This is a genomic window from Haloferax sp. Atlit-12N, assembly GCF_003383095.1.
Taxonomy (GTDB): domain Archaea; phylum Halobacteriota; class Halobacteria; order Halobacteriales; family Haloferacaceae; genus Haloferax.
Genome location: NZ_PSYW01000001.1, coordinates 687,710 through 704,481, shown reverse-complemented (window position 1 = coordinate 704,481; position 16,772 = coordinate 687,710). Strand labels below are relative to the sequence as shown.

The following is a 16,772-nucleotide window of genomic DNA, read 5'->3' as shown; positions in this document are numbered from 1 at the left end:
CCCGATTATCAAAACGGAAAGTTGGATGGGTCGGAGTCAGCCCTCATGACGGGTCGCGGTCGGCGCGCCGCGGGGCGGTCAGACCGCGCCCGGGAACACGGTGATGACGATAAGCCCGACCGCGAGGAGGACGCCGAGGAAAACGAACGCGACGTTTTCGGCCCGCGGTGACCCGGGCTCGATGGGGAGTTGTTCGATCTCGGGTTCGTCGTCGATGATGCCGTCGGGACCGACGTCGTCGACGCCGAAGCGCCACTCGCCGTCGCCGTCACCATCGCGGTCGTCTTCGGCCTCGGGAGAGGGTGCGCGGGACATCGAATCGTGGGTAGGTGACGCGGCGGGAAAGGGCTACCGCACTACTGCCGGTTGCCGCGGTCGTGGCTGATGACGTCGCCCTCGTAGACGATGCCGCGCTCGGCGTGGAGCGTGACGGTCGCGCCCTCAGCGATGGTCTTCGGGAGCGGCGCGCCCGACACCATCGGGATGTCGAGTTCGCGCGCGACGAGCGCCGGGTAGCCGGTCATGCCCGCGCGGGCGTCGACGATGCCGGCGAGCTTGTCGGCGTCGCCGTTGAACTCGCCGTCGAACTCGGCCGACAGCGCGAGAATCGCGCCCTCGGGGACGTCCGTGAGGTCGCCGTCCTCGGTGCGGTAGAGGGGGCCGGCGACGCGGCCGCTGACGATTTTCCGGCCCGTTGCGACGGGCTCGGCGGCGACGTGGACCTTGAGCATGTTCGTCGTGTTCGTCCCTTCGAGCTCCGTCATCATGCCGGAGAGGACGACGATGGTGTCGCCGGACTCCGCGACGCCGGCGTCGAGCGCGGCGGTGACGGCGTCGTCCATGACGCCCTCGACGCTCGGGCTGTAGTCGGCGTACTGCGCCGAAACGCCCCACGAGACGGCGAGCTGGCGGCGCGTTCGGTCGTTCGGCGTGACGGCGACGACGGGGACGCCGGGGCGGAACTTCGCGGTCTTCCGGGCGGTGTAACCGGACTCGGAGACGGCGACGACGGCCGCGGCGTTCACGTCGCGGGCGAGGTAGCGCGCCGAGCGAGCCAGCGCCTCGGTGCGGGAGCCCTCGTCGGCGGTCGGGACGCGCTGTTCTTGGCTCTCGTCGTACTCGGGGCTCTCTTCGACTTCCTCGACGATGCGGGACATCGTCTCGACGACGCGGACGGGGTGGTCGCCGACGGCGGTCTCGCCGGAGAGCATCACGGCGTCGGTGCCGTCGAGGACGGCGTTGGCCACGTCGGACGCCTCCGCGCGGGTCGGGCGGCGCGAGCGGACCATCGAGTCGAGCATCTCGGTCGCGGTGATGACCGGCACGCCCGCGGCCTGCGCTTTGCGGATGGTGCGCTTCTGGATGATGGGCACCTCTTCGAGGGGGCACTCGACGCCGAGGTCGCCGCGGGCGACCATCACGCCGTGGGCCGCCTGGATGATTTCGTCGAGGTTGTCGACCGCGCCGGCGCGCTCGATTTTGGCGATGATGGGAATCTCCGCGCCGAGGTTCTCGAGGGTGTCGCTGATGGTGTAGACGTCCTCCGCGTCGCGGATGAACGAGGCGGCGACGTAGTCGACTTCCTTCTCCGCGGCGAGCTTCAGGTTCTCGTAGTCGGAGTCGGTGATGAGGTCGATGTCGAGGTCGACGCCGGGGACGTTCACGCCCTTGCGCGAACTGAGCTTCCCGCCGGAGACGATGGTCGCGTGGACTGAGTCGTCCTCGACACGCTCGACGGTGGCCTCGATGCGGCCGTCGTCGAGGAGGATGGTGTCGCCGGACTCCGCGGCGGTAATGGAGTACGACAGCCCGACTGCCTCGGGCGTGGCGTCGTCGCCCTCGTAGAAGCGGACCTCGCTGCCGGTTTCGAGGTAGATGTCCTCGTCGATGTCGGCGGTTCGTACCTCGGGGCCCTGCAGGTCGAGCATTGCCGCGAGCGGTTCGTCAGTCGCGTCGTCGACGGCGCGGATGCTGTCGATGACGTCGGACCGGTGTTCGACGTTGCCGTGGCTCGCGTTCATCCGGGCGACGCTCATGCCGGCGTCGGCGAGCCCGCGAATCGTCTCTCGGTCGAAGGACGCGGGACCGAGGGTGCAGACGATTTTTGCGTTTCTCATGGCGTCGCCTACGAGTGACTGATAAAAAAGCCCGATGATGAACTCGGTGCCGAGTAACGGGTTCGCATACGTACTCTCTATAGTTCGCCTATCGAACTGACCGCTCGGTCGGCCTCACAGAACTATAATTGTCGTTCGGTAAATTCCGCCGTCGTACCGGACGTAACCGGGATCGCGGAACTCGTTTCTGTCCGTTCCCTCCCGGAGCGTCACGGGTTCGCCCCCGTGCGCTTCCCGAAACGCCGACTGCTGGGCCGGCGCGAGGTTCTGGTACGAGACGGCCCCCTCGCCCTGCGGGAGGTCGTCAACTCGGGTGACGCTCAGTTTCGCCGTCCCGCCTCCACCGCCGAGACAGCCCGTCGAGACGACGAGCGCCACGGCGAGTAGCACGCTGACTCGCATGGGCGGCGCTCCAGCGTCGTCGCTCAAATCGGCTCCGATTGCGACGTGGGATTCGAGCGTCGAACGTCGGGTCAGTTGGAGACGGTCGTCCGGTAGATGCCGCCGTCGTACCGGACGTAGCCGGGGTCGACGAACTCGTTTCTCGCGGCCTCGTTCGGTATCGCTGTCGGTTCGCCGGTTGACACTGCCTCCTCGAACGTCTCGCGCTGGTCGGGGTCGAGGTTGCCGAAGGCGACCGCGCCCTGTCCCTGCGGGAGTTCGTCCACGCGTTCGACGGTCAGGGTACCCGCGCCACCGCCCGTGACCGCGGCGACGACGCCCGCGAACACCGCGAGCGCGACGACGATGCCGACCGCTTCCCGTCTTCCGATTCGCATGGGCGGCGCTCGGGGGTCGGCGCAGTTAGGCGCTGTGGTCCGCGTCTGACACGGGGCTGCGTGGGACGAAAACAGCGCGTCGAAAAATCGGGTCGCGGGCGGTCTCGTATCGGGTCGAAGGCAGTCGCTTACTGAACTTTCGTGCCGGGGACGGCGTCGCCGTGGGTCGTCAGGATGTCGGCCTCGTCGCCCGCGGCCAGCAGCATCCCGTTGGACTCGACGCCGAACAGTTCGGCCTTCTCGAGGTTGGCGACGATGATCACCTTCGACCCGGCGAGCGAGTCGAGGTCGTGAAGCTGTTTGATGCCGGCGACGATTTGGCGCTCTTCGACGCCGATGTCGACGGTGAGCTTGGCGAGTTTGTCCGCGCCGTCGATGCCCTCGGCGGCGACGATTTCGCCCACGCGGATGTCGAGTTCCTGGAAGTCCTCGAAGCTGATGCGGTCGTCGGCGATGGGTTCGAAGTCGATGTCGGCGTCGGTGTCAGCGTCCATATCCTCCTCCGCGTCCTCGTCGGACTCGTCGCTTTCGGATTCCGTCTCGGCCACGCGCGCTTCGAGCTTCTCGTTGAGTTCCTCGACGCGCTCGTCTTCGATTTTCTCGAACAGCGCCTCGGGCTCGCCGAAGGACGCCGGCGGGGCCTCGAAGGCGTCGTCGACGCCGGTGTCGGCCACCGAGCCGTCCTCGCCGAGTTGCTCCCAGAGCGCCTGCATCTTGCCCGGCGCGACGGGGAAGAACAGCACGGCGATGGCCTTCGCAATCTGGACGCAGTCGCGGATGACCTGCGCCGCGGCCTCGGGGTCCTCGTCGGTGAGCTTCCACGGCTCGTTGCGCTGGATGTACTCGTTGCCGAACTGCGCGAGGCGGACGGCGGCGTTGCCGGACTTCCGGACCGAGTAGTCGTTGATGCCAGCTTCGAACTCGTCGATAGCCTCCTGAATGCGGGCTTCGACTTCCTCGGACACGTCGGCGTCGGGCGTCCCCTCGAAGTTGCGGTACGCGAAGAGCATCGACCGGTAGAGGAAGTTGCCGACTGTGCCGACGAGTTCGCTGTTCACGCGGTCTTTGAACTTCGACCACGAGAAGTCCACGTCCTGCTGGAACCCGCCGTTGGTGGCGAGGTAGTACCGAAGCAGGTCGGGGTGGAAGCCCTCGTCGAGGTACTCGTCGGCCCAGACGGCGCGGTTGCGCGAGGTGGAAAAGCCCTTGCCGTTGAGCGTGATGAAGCCGGAGGCCATGACCGCGCGCGGTTCGACGTAGCCCGCGCCGCGGAGCATCGCCGGCCAGAACACGGTGTGGTGCTGGATGATGTCGCGGCCGATGATGTGGACGATGTCTCCGGACTCCTTCCACGCGGCCTCCCAGTCGAACGTGTCGGCGCCGACGCGCTCCGTGTACTGCTTGGTGGAAGAGACGTACTCGATGGGCGCGTCGACCCAGACGTACAGCACGAGGTCGTCACCCTCCTCTCCGGGGTAGTCGATGCCCCAGTCCATGTCGCGGGTGATACACCAGTCCTGCAGTTCGCCCTCGATCCACTCGCGGGGCTGGTTCTGGGCGTTCGAGGTGCCTTCGAGGCGGTCGATGAACTCCTGGAGGTAGTCCTGGAGGTCGGAGACCGCGAAGAACTTGTGCTCGCGCTCGCGGTACTCCGCGGCGTTGCCGGTGAGCGTCGAGGTCGGGGCTTCGATTTCGCCGGGTTCGAGGTGGCGGCCGCACCCCTCGTCGCACTCGTCACCGCGGGCGTGCGCGCCGCAGTACGGACACGCGCCCTCGACGAAGCGGTCGGGGAGCCACTGGTCCGCGTCGGGGTCGTAGGCGACCGGAATCTCCTTCTCGTAGACGTAGCCCTCGGCTTCGAGCGTGCGGACGATTTCCTGTGTCAGTTCGGTGTTCGTCTCGTCGTGAGTGTGGCCGTAGTTGTCGAACTCGATGTTGAAGCGGGGGAACGTCGCCTCGTACTTCTCGTGGTGGCGGAGCGCGAACTCCTCGGGCGTGACGCCCTCCTTCTCGGCGTTGACGGCGACGGGCGTGCCGTGCATGTCCGACCCGCTGACGAAGGCCGTCTGCTGGCCGAGTGCTCGCAGCGAGCGACTGTAGATGTCGCCGCCGACGTACGTTCTGAGGTGGCCGATGTGGAGGTCGCCGTTGGCGTACGGCAGTCCACACGTCACCACCGCTGGGTTCTCCGTGGGGAAGTCCTCGTGACTCATATGTGTCGTGTATCTCGGAAGCGGGCCTAAAGCCCGCCGCTTCGGATGCGTCTGTCTGGCGGTGCGATTCTGCCCCGAGGTTCGCCGGACCCGACCGTCGTCTCACGTTACCGAGGCGACGGCCGAAGGCGGGTCCACCCGCGGCTAAAAGGGAGCGCGCATACGCATGTTGTCGGGGAGACCCGTCGCGGTCACACCGGTACTGAAGCCGAGCGGGCGTATAAATCATCGGGGCCGCTCGGGACCGCCGCACTCGACCGACCGCGGGAGCCCGTGTCGGCGACGCGCCAACACGAGTCACGGAATCGCTATCTCGTCGGCCGACGCCCTGTTCTGCGTGACTACGACCACCGCCTCCTCGCCAGCCCGGAGCGTCGGCTTCGCCGCCGTGTTCGCCGTCCTCCTCGGACTGTTCGTCTCCGGATACGGTCTCCTCCTCGTCCCGCAGTCGCCGCTCGGCGGCGGCTGGATTCTCGCTATCGGCGTCTCGCTCGCGCTCGCCGGGCTCTTCGCAATCGAGTCGGTCGGCCGACGCCTCGGCCTGTCCGCGGCCACGTGCCGGACGTTGTCGCTGTCGTTCGCGGCGCTCGCGGTCGTTCTGTTCGCCGCGTTCGTCGTCGTCAACTACGCGTCCGTCGAGTCGTTCGAAGCGACTTCGGAGACAGCGACGGGCTCAGAAGCGAGCGGCTGACCCGCGCGTGCGCCCCGCTCAGAGGAACGCCAGCGCGGCCTCGATGCCGATGACCGTCACGACGAGTCGGCCGCAGGAGCCGACGAACGTCGCGGCGGCGAACTTGAGGTAGTCGTCTTCGAGGACCGAAAACGCGTAAATCGAGAGCGTGTCGGGGAACCCCGGCACGCAGAGCGCGGCCGCGAGCCCGGCGAAGCCCCAGTTCTGTGCGATTTGGACGGCCTTGCGCTCGGTCCAGCCCATCACGTCGACCGGGAGCCGTTCGAGCGCTCGCTCGACGTAGCCCGACTCCTTCGTCTGTCGGCCGATGTGGAATGCGAAGACGCTCCCGGCGGCTTTGCCCGCGCCGCTGACGAGGATGATGACCGCCAGCTTCGCGCTGTAGGGGAGCCCGAGGTCGAGCGGGGCGGCGAGGACGATTTCGCTCACGCCCGGGAGGGCGAAGGCGATGAGAAACGAGTACGCGAAGATGATGACTAGCCCGACCCAGCCGGTGGCCGTCTCGACCAGCGACGAGAGCCACGAGAAGTCGGGGTACAGACTGAGCGTCAGGTCTGCGAGCGATGCGAACGCGGTGAGAGACACACGAGAGGGTCGAAGCCAGTCGGTTGTAAGTTTTCAGGTTCGGACCGGCTCAGTTGCGCGTCGGGGTCGACCGGAGGTCGTCGAGGTCCGAGAGGAACGCCCGGAGCGACTCGCGGGAGACGTGCGGCATGCAGACGATGCGGAGTTCGCCGCTCGCGGTCCGCGAGATGCGCCAGCCGAGGTCCCGGAGCGACTCGAACTGCCCGTCGGGGACGCTCGCGGCGACCAGCGGGAGGTCCGGTTCGACCGCGTCGTAGCCCCGAGAGCGGAGTTCGTCGTAGAACCACTCGGCGTTCGCCTGCTGGCGCTCGTAGGCGTCGCGGTAGCCGTCGGGCCAGAGTTCGCGCATCGCGGCGGCCGCGGAGGCGACGCCCGCGCCGCTTCGGGTCCCGGTGAGACTCGCCTGCGACGCGGATTCGAGGTACGGCGTATCGACCGCCAGCGAGTCCACGACCGACTTCTCGCGGAACAACAGACCGCCGGCGGGGACGACCGCCTGCCCGTACTTGTGGGGGTCGATGGTCATCGAGTCGATTGGCGCGTGGGCGAACGACCACTCGTGGTCGGTGAAGGGGAGGATGAAGCCGCCCCACGCGGCGTCGACGTGCATCAGCGCGCCGGCGTCGTGGGCGACCGCCGTCAACTCGGAAATCGGGTCGACGCGGCCGAACTCGGTCGTGCCGGCGACGCCGGCCACGAGGACGGTGTGGTCGTCGACGGCCTCGCGGACGGCCGCGACGTTCGCGCGGTAGTCGTCGTCCACGGGCACGATTCGGAGTTCCACGTCGAGCACGTCGGCGGCCTTCTGGAAGCTGAAGTGGATGCTCTCGGGGGCGACGACGTTCGGGTCGTCGTCGCGGGCGTGGTTTCGCGCGGCCCGGATGGCCTGGATGTTGGCCTCGGTCCCGCCGCTTGTCACGTAGCCGTGGGGGGCCGAGAGGCCGGTAATCTCGCCGAGGTACGAGAGTGCGTCTTCTTCGAGGGCGGCGACGGCCTGATAGGTCGCCGGGTCGCCGGGATTGGTGGCAAAGAACCGCTCTGCGGCCTTCCGGGCGGCCGGGTGCGGTCGGGTGCACATCGAAGAGAGGACGCGGTCGAACTCCTGCGGTGCCGCGCGCTGCATGCATCCCACTATAACCACACCCAGTATATCGGTTCCGCTCCGGTGCGCCGCCTCGCCCAGTCGCGGCCGCCGCTACGGAGTCAAGAAAAGACGAAAACGGAGCGGTTCGAGGGCTCTTGTCGGACCTCAGCGGACCGAGTCGAGGAGGAGCCGCTGTTCGACGCGCTTGACCTCGTGTTGCACGTCGCGGACGGCGTCGATGTTGGCCGAGATGGAGCTGACGCCCTTGTCGACGAGGAACTGAACCATCTTGGGCTTCGACCCGGCCTGCCCGCAGATGCTCGTCTTCACGCCGACCTCGCGGCACGTCTCGATGGTGTCGCCGATGAGTTTGAGCACCGCCGGGTGCAGTTCGTCGTAGATGTCGGCGACGTGCTCGTTGTTGCGGTCCACCGCGAGGGTGTACTGCGTCAGGTCGTTCGTACCGAACGAGGCGAAGTCGATGCCGGCGTCGGCGAGCTCTTCGATGCAGAGCGCCGCGGCCGGCGTCTCTATCATGACGCCCCACTCGCGCTTTTCGGGGTCGATGCCGGCCTCGCGCATGTGCTCTTTCGCTCGCAGCACGTCCTCCGCGTCGTTGACGAGCGGGAACATGACTTCGAGGTTGTCGTAGCCCATGTCGAACAGGCGGCGGAACGCCTGCAGTTCGAGGCGGAAGACGCTCGGGTTGTCGAGGCCGCGGCGGATGCCGCGGTAGCCGAGCATCGGGTTGTGTTCGCGCGGCTCGTTCTCGCCGCCTTCGAGCTGTCGGAACTCGTCTGTCGGCGCGTCGAGAGTGCGGACGCGGACCGGCCGCGGGTAGAACTCCTCTGCGGCCTCGCGGACGCCCGAGACGATTTCGTCCACGTAGGCGCGCTCGCCGTTCTGCTCGATGAACCGCTCGGGGGTCTTGCCGAGCGTCAGAACCATGTGCTCGATGCGGAGCAGGCCGACGCCGTCAGCGCCCGTTGCGGCCGCGCGCTCGGCCGCCTCGGGGATGGAGACGTTGACCTTGACCTCGGTCGCGGTCATCGGCTTGACGGGCGTCTTGGGGCGGGCCTCCTCGACGGGCTGGCGCTGTTTCTCCTCGGGCTCTTCGCCCTCGCGGACAGTTCCCTTGTCGCCGTCGATGGTGACGACCTCGCCGTCTTCGAGGGTCTTCGTCCCGTCGCCGGTGCCGACGACCGCGGGCACGCCGAGTTCGCGGGAGACGATGGCCGCGTGGGAGGTCATGCCCCCCTCGTCGGTGACGATGCCGGCGGCGCGCTTCATCGCGGGCACCATGTCCGGCATGGTCATCTCGGTGACGATGATGTCGCCCTCGGCCACCTGGTCGAGGTGGTCGAGCTTGGTGACGATGCGGGCGCGGCCGGAGGCGATGCCGGGACTCGCACCGAGGCCGCGGATGAGCACGTCGTCGCCCGTTGCGGCCGCCCGCGAACGTCCGCTGTCGCTCTCGTCTTCCTCGCCGTCGTCGCCCTCCGCGATGGTCGTAATCGGGCGCGACTGGAGCATGTAGACCTCGCCGTCGTAGACGGCCCACTCGACGTCCTGCGGCGTCTCGTAGTGGTCTTCGACCAGTTCGCCGAGTTCGAGCAGGCGGGACACCTCGTCGTCGGTGAGGACGCGCTCGTGGCGGTGGTCGTTCGGCACGTCGCGCATGACGGTCTCGCCGGTTTCCTCGTCGCGGACGCACATCGTCTTCTTGTCCGCGATGGTCGCCGTCTCGACCTCGCCGGTCTCGCGGCTGATGACGTAGTTGTCGGGCGAGACGGTGCCGGAGACGACGGCTTCGCCCAGACCCCACGCCGCCTCGATGATAATCTCCTTTTTCCCGGTCGAGGGGTGGCGGGTGAACATCACGCCGGACTTCTCGGCGTCGACCATCTGCTGGACGACCACCGCGATGTCGACCTTGTCGTGGGGGAAGCCCTTCCGGTTGCGGTAGTAGATGGCGCGCTCGGAGAACAGCGAGGCCCAGCACTCCTTGACGCGGTCGAGGAGGTCCTCCTCGGTGATGTTGAGGAAGGTCTCCTGTTGGCCCGCGAAGGAGGCGTCAGGCAGGTCCTCGGCTGTCGCGGACGACCGGACGGCGACGAAGGCGTCGCCCTCGCCGACGCTCCGGTAGGCGTCGAGGATTTCTTCCCGCACGTCGTCCGGCATCGGCGTCTCCATGATGAGGTCGTGAGCCGCCTCGTGGGCCGCCTGCAGCGCCGCGGAGTCCTCGTGGTCGACCTCGACCGCGGCGAACAGCTCGTCGTCGATGCCCGCGTCCTCGATGAACGCGCGGTACGTGCTCGCCGTCACGACGAATCCCGGCGGGACGGGAAGCCCCGCACCGGTTAGTTCGCCCAGCGACGCGCCTTTCCCACCGACCAGGTCGAGGTCGTCAGCCCGTACGTCGTCCAGCCAGACTACAGCCATGTGATGTTCGTATGGTCCCGTACCCCGATAAAGAAGTTTGCGAACGAAACAAGTATGAATGAAAACTCACTCGAAGGCGAGTATGAAATTGCGGCGTCGACCCGGAAACAGCCGTTCTCAGGACTCTCGCCGCGCCCGTCCGTGTTCCTCGCAGAGGATTTCGCCGGTGTCGGGGTCGAGGTAGAACGGCGACCCTGCTTCGACCGGCTTTCCGCAGACCGCACAGCCGTCGTCGTGCCGGAGGAAGTACTTCCCGTCCGCGCGGCCCGTCTCCAGTCGCCCGGCGGCGACGGCCGGTCGCGTCAGTCCCTCGCCGATTTGCGTGCGCTCCGCGCTGTCGGCCTCCTCGAAGCGAATCGGTCGCATACCGACGCTTGGGCCGCCGGCGGCAAATCGGTACGGGCAGCGAGGGGTTCATAATCGCTCGTCCCGTGATTTCTAGCGTGCTTCCGGAGTGGGTCTTTCTGCTCCCGCCGTGGCTCATCGTCGGCCTCGCCGCGGGCGCGGTCGCCTCCGTCGTCGTCGCCGGCGTCTTCGTCGTCGGCGGTCGTGTCTTCCCGGAGCGGCGGGTCTCCCGCGGCCCCCGCGTCGACGGGACGGGCCGCCGCCGCCACGAAATCCGCGACTACCTCACCTCCATCGACGAGCGGTTCGTCGAGGACCGCCCGGTCCGCGGCGAGACGGTTGCGTTCTTCCTCCCCGACCGCGGCGTCGCCATCACCTTCGACGCGCAGGCGTTTTTCCGCCTCGAACGCGCCGGCGTCTACGCCGTCCTCTGCGAACACGAGATGCCCGGCGGCCAACTCGGGCGACGGCTCCCCTTCGACGTGCCGGACATCGAGCCCGAACTGGCCGACCTCGACGACCCCGTTTCGGCCGCGTTCGACCGACTCGACCTCCCCGCGAACGCCTCCTCGGACGCCGTCAGAGACGCCTATCGAGCGCGGGTGAAAGACGTGCATCCCGACCACGGCGGCGACAGAGAGCGGTTCCGCGAGCTACGGGAGGCGTACACGATGGCGCGAGAACACGCCGAGAGCTAAGCGGCGACCTCGAATTGAAAAACCGAAACCGGCGCGGAGCTACGGCTCCGTCACTTCGAACAGCACGCCCGCGTCGCGGAGCGCGTCGGTCACGCGCCCGGCGGTGTCGGTGCTGGCGACGACCGCGGCGTCGAGTCCGCGGGCCGCGGCGTCGGCGGCGACCTCGCCCGGCGCGAACCACGTCTTCACGTCGACCTCCGCGTGGCGGCAGGCGACGACGGCCTCGACGCCCGCGGCGACGACGATGTCGGCCTCGTCGCACGCCGCCGCGAGCGCGTCCGAGTCGACCGCGTCGGACTCGGCGAGTCGCGCGGGCGGCACCTGCAGCACGCGGACCGAGCCGGGCTCCATCTCGATGACGCCCTCGAAGCCGGTGACGCTGGCCGCGTCGCCCGCTTCGGCGTCGGTGGTGGCGACGCCGATGGCCGGGCCGTCGTCGCCGGGCGTGGCGTGGAGCAGGCCGTCGCGGAGCGACAGGGTCACCGTGTCGCCGGCCGCCACGTCGTCGGTGACGATTGCGGCGTCCTCGTTGACGCTCTCCAGCACGTCGTCGGTGACGTGTTCGGCGAACCGCTGGAGGGCGCGTGCCTCCTGAAACAGCCAGTCGACGCCCTCTTTCGTCACGCGGTAGCGCGACCGGCCCTGCTTTTCGACGAGCCCGTCTTCGACGAGGTCGCGGATGTACTCGGAGACCGCCTGACTCGTCACCCCGACCGCCTCGGCGATTTCGCCCTGACTCACCGCCGGCTGTCGGTCGGCTATCTCGGCGAGGATGCGAAAGCGGGTCGCGGTGCGCTTGTCCTCCAGTGCGCCGCTCATGTGCCGAACGTGGGACGCACCGACTAAAAAGGCCCCTGCTCCGGCGGCGGCACCGGCCCCGCCTTTGCTGGCCTCTCGCCGCCCCTTGGTGCGGCGCTCGCCTCCGGTGGAGATTTGTCTTCGAGGGCCGTCCACTCGGTCGTGACACGCGTCTCCGTCCGCGAGCGCGCTCTCTTTCTCCCCGACGCCGACGCGCTCGTCCTCGCGGACCTGCACGTCGGCCGAGCGGACGCCTCGGCGGTCGATTTTCCGCTCGGCGAGGGACCCGACCTCGCGGAGCGCCTGCACACCTACTGCGTCGAGTTCGCCCCCCGCGAAGTCGTCTTCGCCGGCGACGTGCTCCACCGGTTCGACCGCGTCTCGGACCGCCACGTTGCGGCCCTCGAAACCCTCGCGGAGACGTGCGACGACGCCGGTGCCGACCCGGTGTTCGTCGCCGGCAACCACGACACGATGCTCGCGGAGGGCTGGTCGGGCGACGTGCACGACGAGTACCGCCTCGCCGACGGGACGCTCGTCTGTCACGGCCACCGCGAACCCGACGGCGACGCCGACCGCTACGTCGTCGGCCACGACCATCCGACGCTCTCCATCGAGGGTCGGCGGCGGCCCTGCGTCCTCTACGGCCCCGACGCCTACCGCGGCGGCGACGTGCTGATGCTCCCGGCGTTCACCCGCTTCGCGGCCGGGGTCGAAGTCAACCGGATGCGCGCGTCCGACTTCCAGTCGCCGCTCGTCACCGACGCCGACGACTTCAGGCCGCTCGTCCGCGACGTGGAGGCGGCCGAGACGCTCACGTTCCCGCCGCTGGGGAAGCTACGACGCTTGCTCTGACTGTCGAAGTAGGCGGTGAATGGAAAACGACGGCGAAGCGCGCGATTACGAGAGGTCGTCGCGGACGGCGTCGGCGGCATCCTTCCCGCTCCGCATCGCGCCCTGAATCGACGACCACGTGGTGTAGTCGCCGGCGAGGTACGCGCGACCGGGAGCGTCGCGGGCGTCCGGGAGCGACTCGTGGACCCCCGGTGGCTGGGCGAACTGCGCGAAGGAGATGTAGTCGGTGTGGAGCAGTTCGAGGTCGTCGAAGTAGCGCTCGGGGTACCACGCTTCGAGCGTCCGGCGGGTCTTCTCGAACAGTTCCTCCTCGGACTCGTCCTGCGCGGTCGCGCCGAGGAACGTCGCGTTCAGGAGTTCCGTTCCCTGCGGGGCGTACTCCGGCGCGACGGTCGAAAGCGGGACGACTGTGTTGGGGTCGGGGCTCGGCGCGTTGAGCATGATGCGCTTGCCCGCGTCGAGGCCGCTCCCGCTCGGAAGCGTGTAGTACTGGGTGACACAGCCGTGTGCCTCGGTCGGAATCGACCCGACGCCGGTCAGGCGGCGCGCCTCCTTGGGGTCTGTGGCGACAACGACCGCGTCGGCTTCGATTGACTCGCGGCCCGTGGTGACGACCGCCCCGTCGCCGTCGGACTGGACCGACTCGACGCGCTCGCCGAGGCGGACGGTCGCACCCTCGTCGCGGGCGGCGTCGGCGAGTTGCTCGGGAACCGCTTGCATCCCCGCCGCGGGGACTGCGGTGCTCCCCGTCGAGAGCATCTTGAACGTGTACTCGAACACCCGCTTCGACGAGGAGAGCGAGCGGTCGAGCGTGATGCCGCCGTAGAAGGGCGCGACGAAGTGCTCGATGTAGTCCTCGGAGAAGCCCCAGTCGCGGAGGTACGACCGGATGCTTCGGTCCGCCGAGGCGAAGATTCCCTCCTCGTCGCGGCTGCTCACGTCCTGTCTGAGCGCCAGCGTCCGAAGCTTGTCGCTCGTCGTCACCTCGGGGTTGCGGACGGACTCGAACAGACTCCCGATGTCGCGGAGGGGGTCAGAGAGCACCGCGCGTCTGCTTGGCCGGCAGATGGTCGCGCCGGGCGTGAACCGCCGGAGGTCGAGGGCGTCGAGGTCGAGTTCCCGCCGGACCGCGGGGTAGTCGGTGAAGAGGACCTGAAACCCGCGGTCGAGCGTGAAGCCGTCTTTCGTTCGGGTCCGGACCCGCCCGCCGACGTCGTCGCGCCGCTCCACGACGGTCACGTCGGCCCCGTCGGCGGCGAGGTGTCGCGCGGCGACGAGGCCCGCGAGGCCCGCGCCGACGACCGCGATGTGGCTATCGTCCATATCTCGTCTCTCGGACGGGCGACACAAAGCCGCTACGGGTGGCGGCCATCGACCGACGAGAAGGGCTTAGTCCCTCCCCCCGTAAGCCCCGGCTATGCAGATGTCCGACACCTTCTCCGGGCTGGTGTGCACGGAGACCGGCGACGAGTACGACGCGGACGCAACCGGCGTGAGCGACGCCGACGCGCCGCTTGACCCCACCTACGACCTCGACGCGGTCGAGTGGGACGCCGAGACGCTCGCCGAGCGCCCCTTCGACACGATGTGGCGCTACCGCGAACTGCTCCCATTCGCGGAGCCGGTGACGGCCAACGAGGGCGCGACGCCCCTCGTCGCGGCCGACGCGCTCGGCGAGGAGGCCGGCGTCGGGTCGCTCCTCATCAAGGACGAGGGCCGCAACCCGACCGGGACGTTCCTCGACCGCGGCTTCTCGCTCGCCGTCACCGCCGCGCGCGAGGCCGACGCCGAGGTCGTCGCGCACGCCTCGCCCGGCAACGGCGCGCAGTCCGCGGCCTCCTACGCGGGCCTCGTGGACGCACGGTCCTACGGCTTCGTCCCCTCGCGGACGCCGTTCCCGAACAAGGCCATGGTGAACGTCCACGGCGGCCAGATGAAGGTCGTCGGCGGGCGCTACCCTGACGCCCTCTCCGCGCTCCACGAACAGCTCAAGAGCGACTGGTACTCCCTGCAGGAGTTCGACAACCCCTACCGCCACGACGGCGCGAAGACCATCGCCTACGAGGTCGCAGAGCGCCTCGACTGGTCGGTCCCCGACTGGGTCGTCGTCCCCGTCTCGACCGGCGAACTCGCCTACGGCGTCTACAAGGGCTTTTCCGACCTCGTCGAACTCGGACTGGTCGAGTCGGTGCCCAAACTCGTTGCCGCGCAGCCGGTCGGCTGTTCGCCGGTCACCACCGCATGGGAGGCCGACAGCGACGCCCACGAGGCGTGGAACCAGCCGGACACCATCGTCGGCGAACTGGAGATTCCGGACCCCGCGGGCGGGTCGCTCGCGCTCCGCGCCGTCCGCGAGTCCGGCGGCGCGGCTGTCGCCGTCAGCGACGACGACGCGCTCGAATCCGCCGTCACCGCCGCCCAGACCGCGGGCGTCGAAGTCGGCCCCGCGGGCGGCGTCGCGCTCGCCGGCGCGTGGGAACTCGCAGACGAGTTCGACGAGGGCGACACGGTCGTCGTCGTCAACACCGAGTCCGGGACGAAGAACGCCGACATCCTCCGCAGTCATCTGATGGGACAGGGCGTCTAAGCGGTCGATTCGGCCGGCTGGGCCCCGTTCGAACTCGCTCGTTATCTCCATCAGACTTTTACTTTAGACGCATCTAATCCGTGGTATGTTGAGCGACGTGATGGAGGACTATCTGAAGGCTATCTACACGCTCCAGATGGAGCAGGGACCGCCGGTTTCGACCTCCGACATCGCGGAGTACCTCGGGAAGACGCCGCCGACCGTGACGAGCATGGTCGGCAAGCTCGAAGACCGCGGGCTGGTCGACCGCGAGAAGTACAAAGGCGTCGAACTGACCACGGAAGGCGAGACCGTCGCGCTCGAAGTCCTCCGACATCACCGCCTCTTGGAGGCGTATCTCACGGAGCACCTCGACTACTCGTGGAGCGAGGTCCACGACGAGGCCGACGCGCTCGAGCACCACATCAGCGAGGAGTTCGAAAAGCGGGTCGCGGCCGCCCTCGGCGAACCCGAGGTCGACCCCCACGGCGACCCCATCCCGAGCGCCGACCTCACGCCGCCGGACTCCTCGGGCCTGTCGGCGCTTTCCGAGTGCGAGGTCGGCGACCGCCTCGTGGTCGCCCGCGTCAGCGACCGCGACCCCGCGGAGTTAGAGTACCTCTCTGAGGCCGGCGTCACGCCCGGGACGACCATCGAAGTGACCGACATCGCCCCCTTCGGGATGGTAACCGTGCGCGTCGGCGACGACGGTCGCGAGCAGAGCCTCCCGGAGTCCGTGGCCCGAACGATTCGCGTCCGCCCGCCCGACGAGCCGAGTAGCGAGGAGGTGTCGCCGGCGTGACCGGCTGGTGGGAGATTCTCGTCATCGCCCTCGTCTCCCAACTTGCGGTCCTGCCGGGCGAGAAGGTCCAGTTCATCATCGCCGGCCTCTCGACTCGCTTCGACCCGAAGGTCGTCGTCGCGGCCGCGGGGTCGGCGTTCGCACTCTGGACGGCCCTCGAAATCATGCTCGGGCAGGCGCTCAAGAGCGCGCTCCCGCCGGCCGCGCTCGACGCCATCACCGCCGTCCTGTTCGCCACGTTCGCGGTGTTGCTCTATCGCTCCGCGCCCGACGCGTCCGCGGAGAGCGGGGCCGCGACCACCGACGGCGGCGTCTCCGCGTTCGACGACACGCTGACGGTGTTCGGCCGCGAGCTATCGACGCAGGGCTTCGGCGGTTTCCTGCCCATATTCGCCATGATGGCCGTGGGCGAGTTCGGCGACAAGACCCAGTTCGTCACCATCGGGCTGGCCGTGCAGTACGGCGCGACCTCGGCCATCTGGGTGGGCGAGATGCTCGCCATCATCCCCGTGAGCATCGCCAACGCGTACTTCTTCCACCGCTTCTCGGGCCGGGTCGACACGCGCAAGGCGTACCTCGGCGCGGCCGCCCTGTTCGGCTTCTTCGCCTTCGACACCCTGCTCGCCATCGGGACCGGCTTCTCCATCTGGGAGACGCTCGTCGGCACCGTCAGCGACGCGGTCCTCGCGCTGGTCTGAGGTCTCCCCCGGTCGCGCCGTGACCGGTTCGAACCCCCAACGCCGTCGCTTCCGCGCCATTTTTCACGGCATCGCGCCCAAGAGAGAGCCATGTCTACC

17 protein-coding genes are annotated in these 16,772 nt (G+C 68.6%); 6 read left to right on the top strand and 11 right to left on the bottom strand.

Going from position 1 to position 16,772, the window contains the following annotated elements; all coding sequences use genetic code 11:
• Window positions 1-78: 78 nt before the first annotated feature.
• From C5B90_RS03650 to metG, 5 genes are all read right to left on the bottom strand, one after another.
• Window positions 79-315 (bottom strand): hypothetical protein, encoded by a 237-nt coding sequence (locus C5B90_RS03650; protein ID WP_058828025.1) that lies wholly within the window; start codon window positions 313-315, stop codon window positions 79-81.
• 41 nt (window positions 316-356) lie between these two features.
• The gene (gene pyk / locus C5B90_RS03645; RefSeq protein ID WP_115879172.1) at window positions 357-2,117 is read right to left on the bottom strand and encodes a pyruvate kinase; all 1,761 of its coding nucleotides are present in this window, start codon (window positions 2,115-2,117) and stop codon (window positions 357-359) included.
• 114 nt (window positions 2,118-2,231) lie between these two features.
• Entirely contained in the window at window positions 2,232-2,519 is a 288-nt protein-coding gene (locus C5B90_RS03640; protein WP_115879170.1) for a hypothetical protein, read from the bottom strand.
• A gap of 71 nt (window positions 2,520-2,590) precedes the next feature.
• Window positions 2,591-2,896, bottom strand: a complete 306-nt coding sequence (locus C5B90_RS03635; protein WP_115879168.1) for a hypothetical protein — start codon at window positions 2,894-2,896, stop codon at window positions 2,591-2,593.
• Between the two features lie 128 nt (window positions 2,897-3,024).
• Window positions 3,025-5,109 carry a methionine--tRNA ligase gene (gene metG, locus C5B90_RS03630; RefSeq protein ID WP_115879166.1) on the bottom strand — a complete coding sequence of 695 codons (2,085 nt, stop codon included), beginning with the start codon at window positions 5,107-5,109 and terminating at the stop codon, window positions 3,025-3,027.
• 337 nt (window positions 5,110-5,446) lie between these two features.
• Between metG and C5B90_RS03625 the strand changes: the two genes are divergently transcribed.
• The gene (locus C5B90_RS03625; RefSeq protein WP_115879164.1) at window positions 5,447-5,800 is read left to right on the top strand and encodes a hypothetical protein; all 354 of its coding nucleotides are present in this window, start codon (window positions 5,447-5,449) and stop codon (window positions 5,798-5,800) included.
• An 18-nt stretch (window positions 5,801-5,818) separates the two neighbouring features.
• Here C5B90_RS03625 and C5B90_RS03620 read toward each other — a convergent pair whose 3' ends face one another.
• The 4 genes from C5B90_RS03620 to C5B90_RS03605 all read right to left on the bottom strand — a co-directional run bounded on the left by C5B90_RS03620 (window position 5,819) and on the right by C5B90_RS03605 (window position 10,277).
• Window positions 5,819-6,385 carry a YqaA family protein gene (locus tag C5B90_RS03620; RefSeq protein ID WP_058565828.1) on the bottom strand — a complete coding sequence of 189 codons (567 nt, stop codon included), beginning with the start codon at window positions 6,383-6,385 and terminating at the stop codon, window positions 5,819-5,821.
• A gap of 49 nt (window positions 6,386-6,434) precedes the next feature.
• Window positions 6,435-7,508 (bottom strand): tyrosine decarboxylase MfnA, encoded by a 1,074-nt coding sequence (gene mfnA / locus C5B90_RS03615; RefSeq protein WP_115879162.1) that lies wholly within the window; start codon window positions 7,506-7,508, stop codon window positions 6,435-6,437.
• A 126-nt stretch (window positions 7,509-7,634) separates the two neighbouring features.
• On the bottom strand, window positions 7,635-9,911 hold the full coding sequence (gene ppsA, locus C5B90_RS03610; protein ID WP_115879160.1) for a phosphoenolpyruvate synthase: 2,277 nt from the start codon (window positions 9,909-9,911) through the stop codon (window positions 7,635-7,637).
• A gap of 117 nt (window positions 9,912-10,028) precedes the next feature.
• A complete protein-coding gene (locus tag C5B90_RS03605; protein ID WP_115879158.1) occupies window positions 10,029-10,277 on the bottom strand; it encodes a hypothetical protein in 249 nt (82 codons plus the stop codon).
• Window positions 10,278-10,354: 77 nt separating this feature from the next.
• On the opposite strand from C5B90_RS03605, the gene C5B90_RS03600 reads away from it, so the two are divergent.
• Entirely contained in the window at window positions 10,355-10,954 is a 600-nt protein-coding gene (locus C5B90_RS03600) for a J domain-containing protein (protein WP_115879156.1), read from the top strand.
• Between the two features lie 39 nt (window positions 10,955-10,993).
• Here the strand turns inward: C5B90_RS03600 and C5B90_RS03595 are convergent, their stop codons facing one another.
• Complete coding sequence (locus tag C5B90_RS03595; protein WP_115879154.1) at window positions 10,994-11,773, bottom strand: MarR family transcriptional regulator; 780 nt, start codon at window positions 11,771-11,773, stop codon at window positions 10,994-10,996.
• Between the two features lie 141 nt (window positions 11,774-11,914).
• Between C5B90_RS03595 and C5B90_RS03590 the strand changes: the two genes are divergently transcribed.
• The gene (locus tag C5B90_RS03590; RefSeq protein ID WP_115879152.1) at window positions 11,915-12,607 is read left to right on the top strand and encodes a metallophosphoesterase; all 693 of its coding nucleotides are present in this window, start codon (window positions 11,915-11,917) and stop codon (window positions 12,605-12,607) included.
• 45 nt (window positions 12,608-12,652) lie between these two features.
• On the opposite strand, the gene C5B90_RS03585 is transcribed toward C5B90_RS03590, so the two are convergent.
• A complete protein-coding gene (locus C5B90_RS03585; RefSeq protein WP_115879150.1) occupies window positions 12,653-13,930 on the bottom strand; it encodes an NAD(P)/FAD-dependent oxidoreductase in 1,278 nt (425 codons plus the stop codon).
• Window positions 13,931-14,024: 94 nt separating this feature from the next.
• Here C5B90_RS03585 and C5B90_RS03580 point away from each other — a divergent pair, with 94 nt between their 5' ends.
• From C5B90_RS03580 to C5B90_RS03570, 3 genes are all read left to right on the top strand, one after another.
• Window positions 14,025-15,194 (top strand): threonine synthase, encoded by a 1,170-nt coding sequence (locus C5B90_RS03580; protein WP_115879148.1) that lies wholly within the window; start codon window positions 14,025-14,027, stop codon window positions 15,192-15,194.
• Window positions 15,195-15,279: 85 nt separating this feature from the next.
• Complete coding sequence (locus C5B90_RS03575; RefSeq protein WP_049913377.1) at window positions 15,280-15,975, top strand: metal-dependent transcriptional regulator; 696 nt, start codon at window positions 15,280-15,282, stop codon at window positions 15,973-15,975.
• On the top strand, window positions 15,972-16,673 hold the full coding sequence (locus C5B90_RS03570; RefSeq protein WP_115879146.1) for a TMEM165/GDT1 family protein: 702 nt from the start codon (window positions 15,972-15,974) through the stop codon (window positions 16,671-16,673). Before C5B90_RS03575 ends, C5B90_RS03570 begins: the two co-directional genes overlap by 4 nt.
• Window positions 16,674-16,772: the final 99 nt, after the last annotated feature.